General features: G+C 56.6%; 11 protein-coding genes. All 11 read right to left on the reverse strand.

Going from position 1 to position 15,405, the window contains the following annotated elements; genetic code table 11:
• Positions 1-2 precede the first annotated feature (2 nt).
• The 11 genes from epsG to Q8R61_RS05005 all read right to left on the reverse strand — a co-directional run bounded on the left by epsG (position 3) and on the right by Q8R61_RS05005 (position 15,354).
• The gene (epsG, locus tag Q8R61_RS04955; RefSeq protein ID WP_305534833.1) at positions 3-890 is read right to left on the reverse strand and encodes a chain length determinant protein tyrosine kinase EpsG; all 888 of its coding nucleotides are present in this window, start codon (positions 888-890) and stop codon (positions 3-5) included.
• Positions 891-925: 35 nt separating this feature from the next.
• Entirely contained in the window at positions 926-2,314 is a 1,389-nt protein-coding gene (epsF, locus tag Q8R61_RS04960; RefSeq protein WP_305534835.1) for a chain length determinant protein EpsF, read from the reverse strand.
• Between the two features lie 12 nt (positions 2,315-2,326).
• Positions 2,327-3,121 (reverse strand): polysaccharide export protein EpsE, encoded by a 795-nt coding sequence (gene epsE, locus Q8R61_RS04965; RefSeq protein WP_305534837.1) that lies wholly within the window; start codon positions 3,119-3,121, stop codon positions 2,327-2,329.
• 261 nt (positions 3,122-3,382) lie between these two features.
• Positions 3,383-4,588, reverse strand: coding sequence for an XrtB/PEP-CTERM-associated polysaccharide biosynthesis outer membrane protein EpsL (gene epsL, locus Q8R61_RS04970; RefSeq protein ID WP_305534839.1), 1,206 nt, complete (start codon positions 4,586-4,588; stop codon positions 3,383-3,385).
• Positions 4,573-5,238 carry a CAAX prenyl protease-related protein gene (locus tag Q8R61_RS04975; RefSeq protein ID WP_305534841.1) on the reverse strand — a complete coding sequence of 222 codons (666 nt, stop codon included), beginning with the start codon at positions 5,236-5,238 and terminating at the stop codon, positions 4,573-4,575. The genes epsL and Q8R61_RS04975 overlap by 16 nt, the downstream gene beginning before the upstream one ends.
• 111 nt (positions 5,239-5,349) lie before the next feature.
• Positions 5,350-6,312, reverse strand: coding sequence for an EpsD family peptidyl-prolyl cis-trans isomerase (locus tag Q8R61_RS04980; RefSeq protein ID WP_371133557.1), 963 nt, complete (start codon positions 6,310-6,312; stop codon positions 5,350-5,352).
• 239 nt (positions 6,313-6,551) lie between these two features.
• Entirely contained in the window at positions 6,552-7,970 is a 1,419-nt protein-coding gene (locus Q8R61_RS04985; RefSeq protein ID WP_305534845.1) for an OmpP1/FadL family transporter, read from the reverse strand.
• Between the two features lie 162 nt (positions 7,971-8,132).
• The gene (locus Q8R61_RS04990) at positions 8,133-8,867 is read right to left on the reverse strand and encodes a sulfotransferase family 2 domain-containing protein (protein ID WP_305534847.1); all 735 of its coding nucleotides are present in this window, start codon (positions 8,865-8,867) and stop codon (positions 8,133-8,135) included.
• A 223-nt stretch (positions 8,868-9,090) separates the two neighbouring features.
• The gene (locus Q8R61_RS04995; RefSeq protein WP_305534946.1) at positions 9,091-11,115 is read right to left on the reverse strand and encodes a tetratricopeptide repeat protein; all 2,025 of its coding nucleotides are present in this window, start codon (positions 11,113-11,115) and stop codon (positions 9,091-9,093) included.
• Between the two features lie 56 nt (positions 11,116-11,171).
• Positions 11,172-13,253, reverse strand: coding sequence for a tetratricopeptide repeat protein (locus tag Q8R61_RS05000; protein ID WP_305534849.1), 2,082 nt, complete (start codon positions 13,251-13,253; stop codon positions 11,172-11,174).
• A gap of 22 nt (positions 13,254-13,275) precedes the next feature.
• Positions 13,276-15,354: a tetratricopeptide repeat-containing sulfotransferase family protein gene (locus Q8R61_RS05005; RefSeq protein WP_305534851.1), complete on the reverse strand. Its 2,079-nt coding sequence runs from the start codon at positions 15,352-15,354 to the stop codon at positions 13,276-13,278.
• Positions 15,355-15,405: the final 51 nt, after the last annotated feature.

Raw genomic sequence — 15,405 nt, forward strand, 5'->3', positions numbered from 1 at the left:
GGTTAATCCAGGACGACGGCGCCCACGACCTGCGCGCCGGAAAGGGTGATTTTTTCCTTCAGCTCGGACAGCGGATTGATGCGACTGACGTTGCGGCGCGCAGCGATGAGCATGCCGCCGACACGCGCCGTGACCAACTGGTAATCCGATGTGAGCTGCGACGGTGCAGTGTCGATCAGGATGATGTCGTAACTGGTTTCCAGCCCGGACAACAGCGCGCCGAATGCCGGTCGCGCCAGCAGTTCGGCCGGGTTGGGTGGCGGCGATCCGGCCGGCAGCACGGACAGCGTCTGGAACGGCTTGATGGTATGTGCTTGCAGCGAGGATGCACGCTCGGCCAGGATATCGGACAGCCCCATGCCGTTGCCCAGGTGGAAGATGTCGTGCTGGCGAGGCTGTCGCATGTTGGCGTCGATCAGCAGCACCTTGCGGCCCATTTGCGCGAACAGCACCGCCAGGTTGGCAGCAAGGTAGCTCGAACCTTCGTCGGCGCGTGCGCTGCCGATCGCCAGCGTCTTGCGGCCGTCCTTGAACCAGCGCAGCAACAATTCGGAGCGCACCGACCGCAGCGCTTCGGCCTCCTTGCTGTAGGGCGCGGTGGCGGCGGTGAGTTCGGGGCTGAGGCTGGCTTCGGCGGCGGGAATATAGGGGTATTCGAACTGATGCGACAGCGCCTGCTGAATGTCGGCCTCGCTGACCAGACCCAGTTTTTGCGCGGCTTCGCCAAAGCGCAGGTTTTCCTTCTGCTGCAATTGGAGCACACGCTCCATGTCCTGTGGCTTGAGTTTGCCGGCATCCCGCAGCAGCTTGCCGATGTTGGCATCGGCGCGAATACTGGTGACCGCCTCGGCGATTCGGTCCTGCTCACTGGTGCTTATGAAAGAATTCATGTGAACCTCGACTTATGCGTTTGGGGTACGATTGCTCAGGCAATCATGGCGCGATTGCGGCGGAAAAGTCTGCGCAGAATTTCGAGCACACGGCTGTTTTTCGTGACTTCGGCCAACACTGGTATTTCGAGCGCTGCGACGATGTCCTGACCCGAACGCACTCGACGATCGAGCAGTTCGACCAGGAAGCCAAGGCCCACGCCCAGCAGGGTGCCGAAAAACACGGCGAGCACCAGATTGAACATTACGCGCGGTTTGGATGCACGGGTGGGCGTAACGGCCGGATTCAGCACGGCAATGTCGGTCTGCGTCGACTGCGCTTCCATGCGGCTCTGGCCGTAGCGCTGCAGCGCGGAATCGTAGATGCGCTGGGCATTTTCCAGATCGCGGGCCAGCAGGGAGGCCTCCTCGCGCTGCTGCTTCAGTTCCAGCACCCTGCTTTTTTGCCGGTCGAATGCGCCCGAAAGTTCGTTGAAGCGCTGGCGCGCAGCCCCAGCCGTGGCGCCGACCCCACGACTGGCGGTGTTCAGCTCATTGGCGAGCTTGGCCTTGTAGCTGTTCACCTCGGCCTGCAGGCGGATGAAATCGGGATGGTTGGCGCCCACGCGCTCGGCCAGCATGGCCAGTTGGCCTTCGCCCTGCGCCACTTGCGACTTCAAGCCTTGCACCACCGGGTTGTTGATGACTTCGGGCAGGCTGGCGCTGTCGCGGGTGCGCGAGCTGGCATCGAACGAGGCCGACTGCGCGGCCACCATCTGCCCGGCCAGGTCGGCCATGCGACGGGTTTCGACGTCAAGTCGTTCTTCGGATTCGACGATGCCCTTCTCGCGCTGATACGCGGTGAGCTTTTGCTGCGCCTGGTCGACTTTCTCGCGCAGCTGAATAATCTGCTGGTCGAACCAGGCAGCGGTCTGCCGCGCGGGCGCCACACGCAGGTCCAGATTGGTTTCGATATAGGACTTGGCAAAGGCATTGGCGACGATCGCGGCAAAGCGCGGGTCGGAACCGGTAAAACCGATGGAGATGATGCTGGATTCGCGCGACGGCTCGGCGCTGATATTTTGCAACAGCAGGTTGCCCAGCCACTGCTCGATCGTGCCCTCGCCCTTGGTCGCATTCATGAACTGCTCACGGGTGGCCGGATTCTCTGCCAGCTTCAGATCGCGCACGACGCTGTTCGCGACCTGACTGCTGTTGATGATGTCGATCTGCGTAGCCATGTAGCCGGGAAACATTTGCGACGGCAACAACTGGCCGGTCACGGCGTCCTTGCTCTTGGAATCGATGATCAGCGTAGTGGACGCCGTATATTGCTTGGGCAGCAGCAGACTCACGGCGGCGGTGACGGCCACGGTGGCCAGCAGTACACCGAGGATGACCCACTTGCGCGCGTTCAGAATCAGCAGAAATTGAGTGAAGTTCATTGCGACGTTCCCTTAGAACAGGCTTTCCTTGACGTAGATCACGTCGTCCTTTTTCACCATATCGGCGAGCTTGGCCTCCAGTTCCTGCATGGCGCCGTTCCCGTCGCGGCGCAGGATCCGGATGCCTCGCTGTGTACCGCGCGCGTTGACGCCGCCACCCATCGACAGGGCCTGCACCACGTTCATATCCTGCTCCAGGCGAAACGCGCCGGGCCGGTTCACTTCGCCATAGATGTAGAACATCGGCTGGCGTGCCACGTTGATGATGTCACCGTCCTGCACCAGCTCGTTGCTGGCTTCGCCACCCGGCTTGAAGAGTGCGATCACATCGATCTCGCGGTATTCGGGTTTGCCGTCGCGGGTGCGCACCAGGGTCACCACGTCGGATCCGTCCGGGACGATGCCGCCAGCCAAGGCCAGCGCGTCAGAGATGCGGCTGACTTTTTCCAGCGTGAATTTGCCCGGCCGGTTCACCCGCCCCAGCACCGAAATCTGCTGGCTGCGGTATTGCACCACGTTGAGCGTGACGAAGGGCTCGTTGATGAATCCACCCTTGCTCAGTCGCTGTGCAATTTCAGTTTCGCCCTGGGCAGGCGTGGTGCCAGCCAGTTTGACTTCGCCGATCAACGGAAAGGTGATGTTGCCGCTTTCGCCCACTCGTGCCTCGGTGGTGAGGTCGGGCTGCCCATACACCGTGATGCGCAACACATCGCCGGTGCCCATGCGGTAGTCGTTATCCGCACTCCATGCCGGCGCCGCCAGCAGCAACACGCACATCATCAAAACACTACGCCACAACTTCGTCATTACTCTCTCCAATCGGCGGCCGTTACTTGGACGACTGCCCTCCTGCTTCAAATTGATCAAGGTGCAGGTTACAAGATTCAAGTTACAGAGAAAGTCCGCACAACCTCTGTAGTACAGCATTCAGGAACCTGGCATTCCACATCATGCACCCAGGCTCTCGCCCAGAAAGCGCATTTTATCCTTGTCTATAGTCAAAACCGCTCAGCGGCCAGCCCGTCTCACCTGCAAAACCCATGCCCGCTTCATTTCGCAGTGCGGCGACTAAAAATCAGCCCGCACACTGACGAACACCGAACGAAACGTGTAATCGTTGTCGGGAGTGTTGGAATCCCGCCGCCCGGCCTGCAGGCCGACATCGATCGTGGCCATGCGCAACGGGGCATAGCTCAGCGAAAGCGAACCGCTCAACGTGTCTTCGTCGCGCTGGACGAGCCCGGGTGTCACGACACCGGTGTCGCCTTCGGAGGTGCGGTTTTCGAAACTGCCATTGGCACGCAGGGTGATTTTGGAGGTCAACAGCCAGGCCGCGCCCAGGCTGGTGCCGGTGTTCAACTGATAGCTGGCGTTCAGATCGTCCGTGTTTGATATTTCACGATAAAGCGCCCAGGTCAGCATGGTTTTACCGGTCGGCAAATAATCCACGGAAACGCGCCCCGTCGGCCCGGAGAAGTCGCGCTGGGACTGGGTGTCGTTCTCGCGCTGGGTATACCCGATTTTGCCGCGCGCTGTCAGCTTGCCGGTCAGGCTCCAGTCGCCCAGCAGGTTGTACTCGGTCTGCGTATAGAGTCGGTCAACGTAGGTGACCGGACGATTGGGGTATTCGCCATCCACTTGCCGCAACTGGGCGCGCAGCTTGCTGCCCTTGGGTGTGGTGTAGCCCAGCGTTGCGGATATGCTCTGGTCTTCGTAATCCGCTGGTGCCAGCTGTGAGGTGCTATTGGTCGACGTTGCCGTCGCCGCCCCCACGCCCACATGCCAGCGCGGATGAAACTGCCACTCGGCGTTGGCAAAGCGATTTTCGCGGGTGACCGTGTTGTTGACCGGCAAACCCAGCTGATCGCTGAGGCTGCTCTGGGTGACGCCTTCGGTTGCGCCCACCAGGCCCGACCAGTAGTTGCCCAGCCGCCAGTTCCATCTCAGCTGGTAGTCCGAACCGTCATAGTCCAGATTGGAATAGCGCGAGAACCGCACCAGGTTCTTGGCTGCGCTGGCGGTAATGCGTTGGCGGCCGGGTTGCCAATCCACGTTCAGCCCGGCACTCAGCACGCTGTACTGGTCGGACAGCTGCGGCACCAGGTTTTTCTCGCTCTCGGCCAGGCGATACAGGTTGCTGTCGTAATAGCGCGTGTAAGAGACGAACGGCCGGAAGGTATCGCCCTCCTTCGCCATCGCGGGCGGAACCATCAGCGCGCCCAATGCCACGGCCAATCCGGCAAGCGGCAGCGCGTGCTTCACCAGAAACCCCATTGCCGAGTCGTCACCACATACGCACCCAGCAGGCCATTGGTAACGGCGTGCGCGATGATCGGCGCCCAGAGGTTGCGAGTGCGGATATACAGCCAGCCATAGATCAGGCCGGCGATCAGCCCGGCAAACCATTGCAGGTGTGCCACGGCAAACAGCGCGCTGACGATCAGCAATGCCTTGAGGCCGACACGGGCCGGATCGAGCGTCAGAAAATCGGGCTGCTGCACCCAGCGCTGCAAAAACGAGCGCCAGAACAATTCCTCCATCAGCGGCACCACCAGCGCGGCACCGGCAATGCGAAAGGCCACCAGCCACCAGTCGATGCGGCCGGCCTCGTCGGTGGGGTTGTAGCCTTCGCCCACCTCGCCCATCAGCATCCAGCCGGCATCCAGATTGACCCACAGCACCAGCACCACGACACCCACACCCACCGACAGCAGCAGGTGCCGCAGCGGCAGACCCCAGGTTTTGAGTTCGGTGTAATGGCGCCACAGCACCGCCAGCGCCAGTGCGACCAGGCCCGCCTTCACCGGGTACAACAGGCGAACGTCGAAGTCCGGCTGCCATTCGGGCAACAGGCCTTCCAGCGCAAGCAGGGCGATGTAGAGCCCGAACGGCAGGCTGCGGACGAAGATGGGGGACATGAACATGGAACGCGCGCCAGGATTCAAGACTCAAGATTCAAGGTCATGCGAAGCGTGCGGCACGCCGCCCGCCAGCAGCCTTCTTGAATCTTGTATCTTGCTTCCTGGACCTGCCTTTTACTTAAGACCGGAAATGCCTTTGCTGATCGCATCGGCATCAGCATCGGGCTCTTCGAGCGTAGTGGCAGCAGCGGGCTCTGCCGCCGCAGCAGGAGTTGCTTCCTCTTTGCCCGCATCGGTAAATTCACCCATGTATTCGATCTTGGCCGCGGCCTTCAGCGCATCCAGTTCGGCCTTGGCGGCCTTCTGGCGGGCTTCGACTTTAAGCTTGCGAACGATGGCCGGCTTGGCCTGTTCCAGCGTCACCGGCTGTGTCTGCGAATCGGCCAGCACGATAACCAGCAGGCCATCGGGTGTGTTCATCACCATCGCCTGGCCGTCCGGCATTTTAGCCAGTTGGGGCAGCATCGCCTGCGGCAGCTGCTCAGCCGGTTTCACGCCCTGCGCAGCTTTAACCTCATAGTTCTCGGCCTTCAGCCATGTGCCGAAATCATTCAGTGTTTTCGACGCCTCCAACTGTGCACGGATCACGTCGCGCTTGTCCTCTGGCGCCTTGATCGAGATTTCCTGCAGGCGATAAATTTTGCGTTGGGCAAACAATTCCGGGTTCTGCTCAAAATAGCCCGACACCTCGGCATCGGTCGGCTCGGCCGATGTGCCCAGTTTGCGGCCCATGTAAGCCTCGGCCAGAATCTGGCGACGTGCGGCATCCAGCGCCTGTACCACGTTGGTATCGCGATCCAGTTTGTCTTCCAGCGCCTTCTGGACCAGCAACTCCTGCTCCACCAGATTGCGCACCACCCGCAGCGAAGCCGCCTTGGATTGCTCCGCATTCAGATTGGGAATGCGCTGCAACGCGTAATTCACCTGATGCACCGTCAATTCGGTGCCGTTGATCTTGGCCGCCACCTGGGTGGGGGCCTTTTCGTCCGTTGCGGCCTCGTCTTTCTTGTCGCCGCAACCGGCAGCCAGCACAGCAATCAATAGGGGAAAATACAGCTTCTTGTAGCTTTGCATCATTGTCTTCCTCGCAATCCGAATTATCGAAATTATGTGGTACGAATGTTACACCAAGCGCACCGCAGGAATACAAAAAGCAGGTCGCGTGCCGCGTCACAGATGGAACGAAAATATGAATGGCGCCCGCGCAAAACTTTATACAGGCGCCATCCATGCTACTGATATCGAATTGAGAGCAAACTTTTAACAAGAAAAAAGCCCGTTATTAAAACGGGCTTTTTCCCGGACCAGAACACAAATTAATATTTAATGCCCAATCCAATTCCGAGCACATGTTGATGCATCTTGTACCACACCTGATCCACAACAGCCTGCTGATTTGATCTGACTTCCTTATTGGCAACGTACATGTAGGCGCCAGAAATTTCCCAGTCCAGTTCACCTTTCATCTGGTAAGTAAAGCCAGCCGAATAATGGTGTTCAGTTACGCCAGGCGCCAGTGCGCTAAAAACAGCCTGATCGATACGGACTGGCATCCTGCCATAGTTGTAACCCGCCCGCAGGGTCAGCCGGTCAGTTGCATCATAAATCACACCCAACTTATAGACCGTCATGTCCTGCCATCCAAATCCCATGCCGTCATCCTGACCCAGTGCCATCGGATGTGTAGAATTATTACCGCCAGCAGCAGCAATTTCATTCAGGATGAAGTCTTGGGCCACGCCCGATCCGCCGTCGATGCCCGGCCCAGGGTTGCTGACCGCTTTCACCCCTGAATAGATAATTCGTGTCACGTCAAATGCTGCCGTTAAACGATCCGTGGCCTTGATCGCAATACCTAAACCATAGTTTTCTGGAATATCGAAATCACCCTGCTCGGCAAACAACCCCTTATATTTATCGAATTCGGTCATATAAGTCTTCGATGCCCAAGTTGCCCCTACTGACACCCTGTCATCGGCAAACTTTCCGAGCCACCCCAAGCGCACACCGCCTCCGTATGAATAATCGTAACCGTTGTTGGTCATGTGCTTATTATCCGAAGTGATACCGAATGAAACAAATTGACCCAGTCCTTTAGCCTTGAAACGTTGGGCCGCCAGATTCAGCGACACGCCCAAAGTATGATCAGGCACAACCTGATAGGCAACGGAAACAGGGGCAAGCAACTGCATCAGATCAATACCCAGCGCGTCTCTTCTCCCTCCCCATTTTGCCGTTCCAGTACTAATTTCCCCACTTGCTCCGCCACCCAAACCAAAAATGTTCTCTTTGTAGGTGGTGTTCATGCCTCCATTGCCTACAACTGCAAGCCCCACGCTGACCTTTTCCGACAGAGGCATGCTGAATGCCATGTCTGGCATCAGATAAAGTCGGTTCCCGCTTTGCGAAGCACCGGTTGCCAACTGCCCCGCCGTACCGAAGTTAAATCCCCCAGCCAGTCCGTCAGGATCAGCCGGCAACCCGGTTGCAGCGCCCGTTGCCGACAAACGTTCGGGATTAAACAATGTCATGCCCAAGTCGCCTCGCATGCCGGTGCCGATCAGGTTGGCCGGGTTGGCTGCCTGCGACAGGGAATCTGCCTGCAACGCAATGCCTACACCACCCGCTCCTTGCGATTTCACGCCAAATCCAGGTAAAAAATAGCCGTTGGTAGCGTGGACCAAGCCGGGAGCCAAAACCAGCGTTAGCGCAATTGACAATTTTGTTTTCAACATCGTCTCCTCCTATCCTATGGGTTATTGATTTAATTTGTACTAAATAAATATACTTAATGGGTTTTCAGGTTTCTCGCCGCATAAGTATATGTCAGCAAAACCTCAGTTTTACATGACTCTCTCAAAAAACTAGTACAAATAAGCCACAAAAGGCCCGTTCCGTTATTTCTGGTTTCGCTCCACCCAGGAAGTGGCTAAAGCGTAAAAATTAATGTCGGCCGCATACCAGCGCTTGAGGTTCTCAACGGCACGACTACTTAGAGGCGGGGTTGCAGAGTAATCATTTTTATGAGCCCTGACATTATCCGTTTCCAGGGTTATGTCTTTAGGAAGATCCAACACTTTTCCAAGATAGCGAACGTCGGCTTCAAGGTTTTCTTGCCTAAGAATACAGATCGGAGGACGGCTGTCGAATATTTCCTCAAGGTCAGGAAACCACGAATACTGAGGCTGCTTGACATGCCTTATAGATTGCATTGCAGAGAACGCCTGAAGCCCGACGGGAGAATTGTCAAAAAGACTTTCTGCAAGATCATTCGCCTCAGGAAAGCGAGCAAAGGCTTTTCTTTCCCCCTCCCCCCATTCAACATATAGATAAGGCTGACCTTTTCTTTTACGACTGTAGAAACCACTGTAAAAACGCGTTATCGGATCTCGGATCGAGAAAAAAAAGCGGGCTTTAGGCGGAATATCTGAAAGTACAACTCTGTGCCCGTGCGCCATTATCAACATTTGGCTTCTATTCTGATTCACGGAATTGATGAGTGATCTAATCGTGGTTCCAGCACATTTTCCAATGTGCAGAAAATGCACTAGGTTCATTTGATCAGCGTCATTTAAGCCAACAGGCGAAAGTGGGGCGGCGCCCGTGACGTATTTGATCGAATAATTAAACATTGTGTCTTTTCCTCGGTTTCTTACAGCAATCCACTTCACCAATGCACCGGCCCGACTCGGTTTTGCATGACTCTAACCGATCCATGAATAGGGTTTCCTTTTTCCATGCAGCTTTATCCAGTTAATTTCCCGTTTTCAGTATCAGCCAAAAGCGGAGCCATCGGGTTCGTTACCTCATGACTACATGGAAATCAACGCCAAACAAAATAATCAGTGGTTCAAATTACCAATCATTGTTCCGTTCATATCCCAATTCAATAATCAGGTCGCCCATCAAGGCCTTGATTTTCTGTTTATGTTTCTCGCTGAAGTGTTGTTTCCACCCACCGCTTTTACCCTTCTTGAAGGTCACCGTGCCACCGAATAGATTATCGATTACAGCTTTGCGATGATCATCGGTTAACTCGATACCCAGATGCGCCGCAATATTATCAATCTCCTCCCGCTGCGCTTCTGCGCTCCCCCCCCCACTTGGGCCAACCAGTCGCTCGAATGATGTGACGTACACCATGGGATGGCCGCGCCATTTCAGGATGTATTCGTAGCGTTTGCGCAAATCCAGCACCACCGGGCCATCGGGTAGAAACGCAAATCCCTCAATCTCCTGGGACAAGCGCTCATCTGGCGACAAGGATTCGTAATATTTTTGATGCGGCAGGTAATCCCGGGTCAGCGACCAATTGATGTGCGACAAAGCAACGTCGCGCGGGTCACGCACGATGATCACCATCTTGTAATCCAGGTCTTCCAGAATTTTGGCCGTCCGGGGCGAGTAGGGGAGATGTGCCTTTAGATACTGATTCCTCGGCACATCGCCCAGAATGGATGTCAATCCTTCTGCATTGACCAGGCAGGGCCAGATCACGCCGACAAGCACGCTGTCTTCGGTTTCCTCGGCCTCTATCGGCCGTTGCTTGGTGTGTGCGCCATGTAAAAAGAAAGGGAATGGCTCGCACTGCAACAGCGCCACGGTCCGGGTCAGCAGGTGGGTGCCCGCCTTGGCAACACTGTTCAACAGGATCCGGTTGCCTGATGGTTTTGCCTCCGAGTGAGTGGGCGACAGCCCCTTTCCCCCTTTTTCCGGATCATTCGAAAGAGCGTGCCAATGCTGTGGTTTGATGAAGGAACGCACGGCGGGTTCATTCCATTGCAGACCCAGATCCTGCACCAGGGTGCGTAGCGTACTAAGATCCGAAACGGTGTCGTGAGAATCGATTTCCCGCCACCACACCCCCGATGCTTTAAGCGCCTCAAGCCGTTGTTCATACTGCCTGACCCACGCGCGCCAAAACTGCGGATCGAAAGAATGCTGACTCATAAAATTGGTGTGCAAACATGAACGAACAATATCGTCCGCTGGACGTCGCACAATCACCCAGCGCGCATTGGGAAACGCATCACGCCAAAGCGGCCAGACGAGTGACAGCTTTCCATCCTTATACAACCAGGCTTGATCACCGCCGGGGTACTGTTCGATCGACAACTGGCGCAACACTTGATCCTTGAGTCCAGACTGCGGCGTCAGACGATCCAGTTCGGGCATCGCGCGCACATCCAGTAGATCGGCGCCTTGATGGGAAAGCATGGGTTTGAGCACGCGCTCGCGCAGCATCACATTCTCAAAAAAGCCTTCGGGATTGGATGGGCCGCCCGGAACGGTCTCGCCGATCCAGGCGCCGCAATGATGGAGGGCACCGGCAATCATCGATGTCCCGGAACGGGGTATCCCCAGCACAAAAATCGGCGGCGTTTTTTCGAGACTGCCCAGATCGCTCTGCCGCATCACAACCTGGGTGATGCGCGCTAATTGTTGAACTGCCCGAGGTTCGCCAGGGTTATGTACCAGCGCCTGCCGACACGACTGTTCTGCGTCAACCCAACTCCCGGACTGCGCCTGTACCGCACTCAACAGCAGCCATGCCTCCACGAACGCGGGGTCGCACTGAGCTGCCTTCCGGCAATCCTGAAGCGCCTGATCGAGTTGCCCCTGGTTGAGCCTGATCTTGCCCAAATGTAGAAGGGCATCGGCATAACACGGATCAATTGCAATTGCGCGCTCCAGGCAGGCGATGGCAGGCTCTGTCTCTCCCAAATCACCATGAATGGAGCCACGCATCATCCATGCTTCAGCCTCGGTTTCATCTAGTTCACAGACACGCTCGAACACTTTCCGAGCGTCCCGCAAACGATTGTTTTCAACCAGCGCCCAGGCTTCATCTAAAAGGGATTGGCTATTTGTAGATTGCATATTCACGAATCGGACGTTTTCAGGGTGCGGCAACCAAACAACGTGGCTGAGCTAGCTCAGCCACGTTCAGCGAATCCTGCCAAATCAGATTTCAATGCTTGCAGTGCAGGTGACCAATCTGAATCGGGCGACTGCCTGTACAAAGAAAACCCGGGGAACCAGATCGAATGCCTGCTTTCCGACATCGCCCGCCACTCCGGAGGGTGCGGCACCAGAATCCGGCATGGCTTACTGACACACGCACTCAAATGCATGTTCGTATTATCAACGCCAATGTAATCATCGAGAAAAGACAGAAGCGCCAGCATATGTTCAATGTTGTTGTTCAGATAACTCAGATCGTGAATCGGCAAATCGACCGCCTGCCTGAGGTATTCAATATCCTCCCGTGATGGGTTGCGCTGCAATATCAGGATGGTGGCCTGAACGCCTCGCAAAACATCAGCCAGCTCGGGCAAGGGTATTTCCCGGAAAGCCAAATTCGCTTGATCAGCTCTAGTCTGCTTGCTGCCCGCCCACCAGGTCACCCCGATGAAAGGCCCTTCACCCATTTTTTTCAATTCTTGTTGCACTGCGTCCATCGCGTCGGCAAGAACAGGTAAAGGGATGGGAGCCGGAATCTGGTCGATTTCATTCACCTCCAGCAGGTAAGGCAAATCGCCCACAGAAAGGGTCGCATCGATGGACTCCAGCGCTTCATGCTCACCGACAACCTGATCGATAAAGGCGCAACGCGCTACCAGGCTGGCGATTTTTGGATCAGTCCGATACGCGATCCACGCACCCCGCGCCTTCAACAACGGGGCAAATCTAAGGAAAAATATCTCATCCCCTATCCCCTGATCCTTGACCAGCAAAAAGCGCTTTCCGTGCAGGTCATTCGCCAAGGCGTCTGGTGCGCTCCACGGCTTATCCCGCATGCTCGGTCGCGCGCGGTAATGCCGCCATCCCTCTGCCAGATTGCCCAAAAGCAGGCTCACCAGACTCAACGCCAACTGGGTCTCGATATTGTTGGGTTCAAGCGAAAGCGCCTTGCCAAAACAACTGGCGGCCTCCGTGTAATTGCCAAGCGCCTTTTGGGTGAGCCCCTGGTTGAAGTGAGCCTGCGCATGGTTCGGATTGATTTCCAGCGCCCGAATAAACTGCGCGTTGGCCTTGCTCTGCTCACCCAGCTCGTTTAGCGCGTATCCGAGGCTGATTCGAGCGTCGGGATTCAGGGGTGCGCTGCGCACCCCTTCCTCAAAACATCTCACCGCCGCTGCTGCATCGCCCAACTCCAGATGAATATTACCGAGCACCAGATGTGCTTCCGTGAAGTCCGGGGCAAGTTGCAATACCTTTTCGTAATATGGCGCGGCGTCCGAAAACTGTTTCTGCTGATAAGCCAGATGTCCCAGATTGGCCAGCGCACCCACGAAGTTGGGGTTGATTTGCAGCGCCTGACGAAAACAATCAGCAGCCCTGTTGTACTGCTCCATCTCCAGGAACAGATTCCCAAGATTAGCGTGGGCTTCAACGTAGCCCGGATCGATTTGCAAAGACGTCCGGATGGCCGTTTCGGCTTCAGCGTACTTTGCCTGGCGCATCAGCGCACCGCCGAGTCGATTGTGCGCTTCGGCATGCGTCGGCGCTTGCGCGATCACCTGGCGATAACACTGCACTGCGTTCTGAAACTGGCCATACTGCAGAGATAGCGCACCCTGATGCAACCACAGGTCGGTGAGATCCGGGGCGAGTTGCAGCGCGCGCTGATTAGCCGCAATCGCCTCTGCAAGCATGCCCCGGGATTGATACACCCCCCCCAGGAACACCCAGGCTTCGGTGTAACCTTCATCGCACTTCACTGCAAGATTGGCGAAATGAGTGGCCTCATCCAGCCGCCCCTGCTGCCGCAGCAAATTGGCAAGATTCAACTGGGCCTCGACAAACTGATCATCCAGTTCCACGGCACGGCGCAGATGGGCTTCCGCCGCTGCGGGTTGCGCCTGCTCCTGCTCGATCAGACCCAACATCATCCATGCATCCGCGTTGGCGGGGGCGTGTTGAGCAACCTCGGCGTAAAGCCGCTTGGCCTCATTGAGCTGGTTCCGCTCAAGCAGCGCATCGGCTTGCTCCAACAGGGCGTTAGCATCCATCATCTTGTGACACGCAATTAACGGGTTATGGGTTTACGGACGGCTCGAGTGCAGCGATCAATGGCCCAAGATGCGCCTCGTAATGCCGCCAGCGCTGAACCGATTTTTTATACAGGGGCTGCCTTACCTGATCGAAGCTGGCCGTGGCTACATCGCGCCGGGTTTCGTGGAAACGCAGCACCCGCTCATCCCATTCCAGTTCGCAAAACTCGATCAACTGGCGGCTGACAGCTTCCTGATCATTGACCAGCGCTTCATATTCGACATTAAGAATAGGGATTTTCAGCACCTTGTTCCAGTGCTGCATGAGTCGTTCATATTGTTTGTAGTAAGCACCCAATACACCGAGGTCGTAAGTGTAAGCATGAGCCGCAGTGAATTCCTGGGTGTAGCAGGACAAACAGGTATCGAGCGGGTCGCGGCTCACGTGGATAATCCGGGCGTGGGGGAACAACAACTGAATCAGCCCCAGGTGCATGAAATTCTGCGGCATTTTATCCACGATGCGAATCGCGTCTGCATTCAAACCCCGCAGGTGTTGTACATAGGTCAATGCTGCTTGCGTAAGCTCATCGGCACCTGCATGCGTCAGGCACTGCGGATATTTCACCGGGGCATGGCGCCTGGCGAACGCGCCGGCAAGCTCCTGTATATCGCTTAGCTCCCCCGCCCCAAAAACACTGCGATGGCTGGCCAGAACCTGCTCCAGCAGGCTGGTGCCGGAGCGTGGCATGCCCACAATGAATACAGGCAAGCTGGAAGCACACTGACTGCGGGGCGCGGACGACAGAAAATCCGCATTGAATGTTGCAATCAACTGGCTGACTACGTGTTCGTACCGCGACAAATCAAAGCTGCCGACCTTGAGCGCATTTGATTGCTGAAAATGCGCAAAAGCCAGGTCATAGCGATTTGTCTCGTCGTAAATCCGCCCCAGAGCCGCATGAATCTGTTGCCGTTCGGTTTTATCCAACCGATCTTTCAGCAACGATTCCTCCAGCATGTTGACCGTGTCATCAGACTGCCCCAGACGGGTGGCCGCCTCGGCAAAAACAAGTTTGGCCTTGGCTTTGGCCGCGCCACTCTGGATAAGGGGCTTTAGCAAGGCGTGACATCCTTGATAATCCCCTTGCTTGATCAAGATACGCCCCCTAGTGCCCAGCACCTCGGTAAAGCCCGGATCATGAGACAAAGCCAGGTCACAATGAGCGACCGCTTCGTCGTATTGGCCAAGAAACTCCAGGACTGTCGCCAGCATTTGATGTAGGGGCGCGCTCTCCGGCTTGCGTGCCAGCGCTTGCCTGCACAAATGGGCGGCGCCGGTAAAATCTCCCTTGGTCTGTAGGATCAAGCCGAGGTTGGCATACGCTTCCGGGGCAGCATCCGGCGATTCCAGGGCCTGTCGATAACTGCGCTCAGCCTGAATGTGGTCGTCCAGCGCCATATATGCATTGCCCAGTTCGTTATGGGCTCTGGCGTTGCAAGGTGCACGCGCCAGGATATCCCGATAACAGGCGGCCGCCTGCTCATAGTGCGCGAGCCGGGCATACGTCGCCGCCAGCTCCATCTCGACCTCAATCAATCCCGGATGTCGGGTCAATATCTGGCGAAACTGTCTGACCGCCTCATCAAGCTTGTTTTGCGCACGCAAGGCATGCGCCAATTGAACACCTGCCTGAACTGACTCAGGGTCAAGGCTCAAAGCCTTGTGTGCGCCGTTCTCAGCTTCGGCGTGATTGTTCAACGAGCCCTGCACAGCGGCCAGCAGAACCCAGGCTTCGGCATACCGGGGGTCGAGAGCAAGCGCCTTTTTCGCATACTCAAGCGCCTCAGCGACATGGCCTGCACCCAGCGCAAGTTTACCCAGATGCAAACAGGGATCGGCATACGCGGAATCCAGTTCGAGTGCCCGTTGCAGATGCAGGCGTGCGCCCGCCTTGTCGTCCAGCTCCATCTGGGTGACGCCACGCATCATCCAGACTTCCGGGTCCCCGGGCGTCAGCTCACAAAGTCGGGCAAACAATGCATGGGCCTCATGGAACCGGCTGGCATCCACCAACGCCCAGGCCTGGTCGGCCAATGAGTCGATATCAGTTTGCTGCATGGTTATCCGGCACAACACAACCAATCAAAAAAGCCGACACCCCAAAGGGTG

The sequence above is a fragment of the Thiobacillus sp. genome, from assembly GCF_030696885.1.
Lineage (GTDB): Bacteria > Pseudomonadota > Gammaproteobacteria > Burkholderiales > Thiobacillaceae > Thiobacillus.

What these genes read in the sequence shown, in the direction of transcription:
- epsG (WP_305534833.1), bottom strand. Translation starts at nt 890, where the DNA reads ATGAATTCTTTCATAAGCACCAGTGAGCAGGACCGAATCGCCGAGGCG.
- epsF (WP_305534835.1), bottom strand. Translation starts at nt 2,314, where the DNA reads ATGAACTTCACTCAATTTCTGCTGATTCTGAACGCGCGCAAGTGGGTC.
- epsE (WP_305534837.1), bottom strand. Translation starts at nt 3,121, where the DNA reads ATGACGAAGTTGTGGCGTAGTGTTTTGATGATGTGCGTGTTGCTGCTG.
- epsL (WP_305534839.1), bottom strand. Translation starts at nt 4,588, where the DNA reads ATGGGGTTTCTGGTGAAGCACGCGCTGCCGCTTGCCGGATTGGCCGTG.
- Q8R61_RS04975 (WP_305534841.1), bottom strand. Translation starts at nt 5,238, where the DNA reads ATGTTCATGTCCCCCATCTTCGTCCGCAGCCTGCCGTTCGGGCTCTAC.
- Q8R61_RS04980 (WP_371133557.1), bottom strand. Translation starts at nt 6,312, where the DNA reads ATGATGCAAAGCTACAAGAAGCTGTATTTTCCCCTATTGATTGCTGTG.
- Q8R61_RS04985 (WP_305534845.1), bottom strand. Translation starts at nt 7,970, where the DNA reads ATGTTGAAAACAAAATTGTCAATTGCGCTAACGCTGGTTTTGGCTCCC.
- Q8R61_RS04990 (WP_305534847.1), bottom strand. Translation starts at nt 8,867, where the DNA reads ATGTTTAATTATTCGATCAAATACGTCACGGGCGCCGCCCCACTTTCG.
- Q8R61_RS04995 (WP_305534946.1), bottom strand. Translation starts at nt 11,115, where the DNA reads ATGCAATCTACAAATAGCCAATCCCTTTTAGATGAAGCCTGGGCGCTG.
- Q8R61_RS05000 (WP_305534849.1), bottom strand. Translation starts at nt 13,253, where the DNA reads ATGATGGATGCTAACGCCCTGTTGGAGCAAGCCGATGCGCTGCTTGAG.
- Q8R61_RS05005 (WP_305534851.1), bottom strand. Translation starts at nt 15,354, where the DNA reads ATGCAGCAAACTGATATCGACTCATTGGCCGACCAGGCCTGGGCGTTG.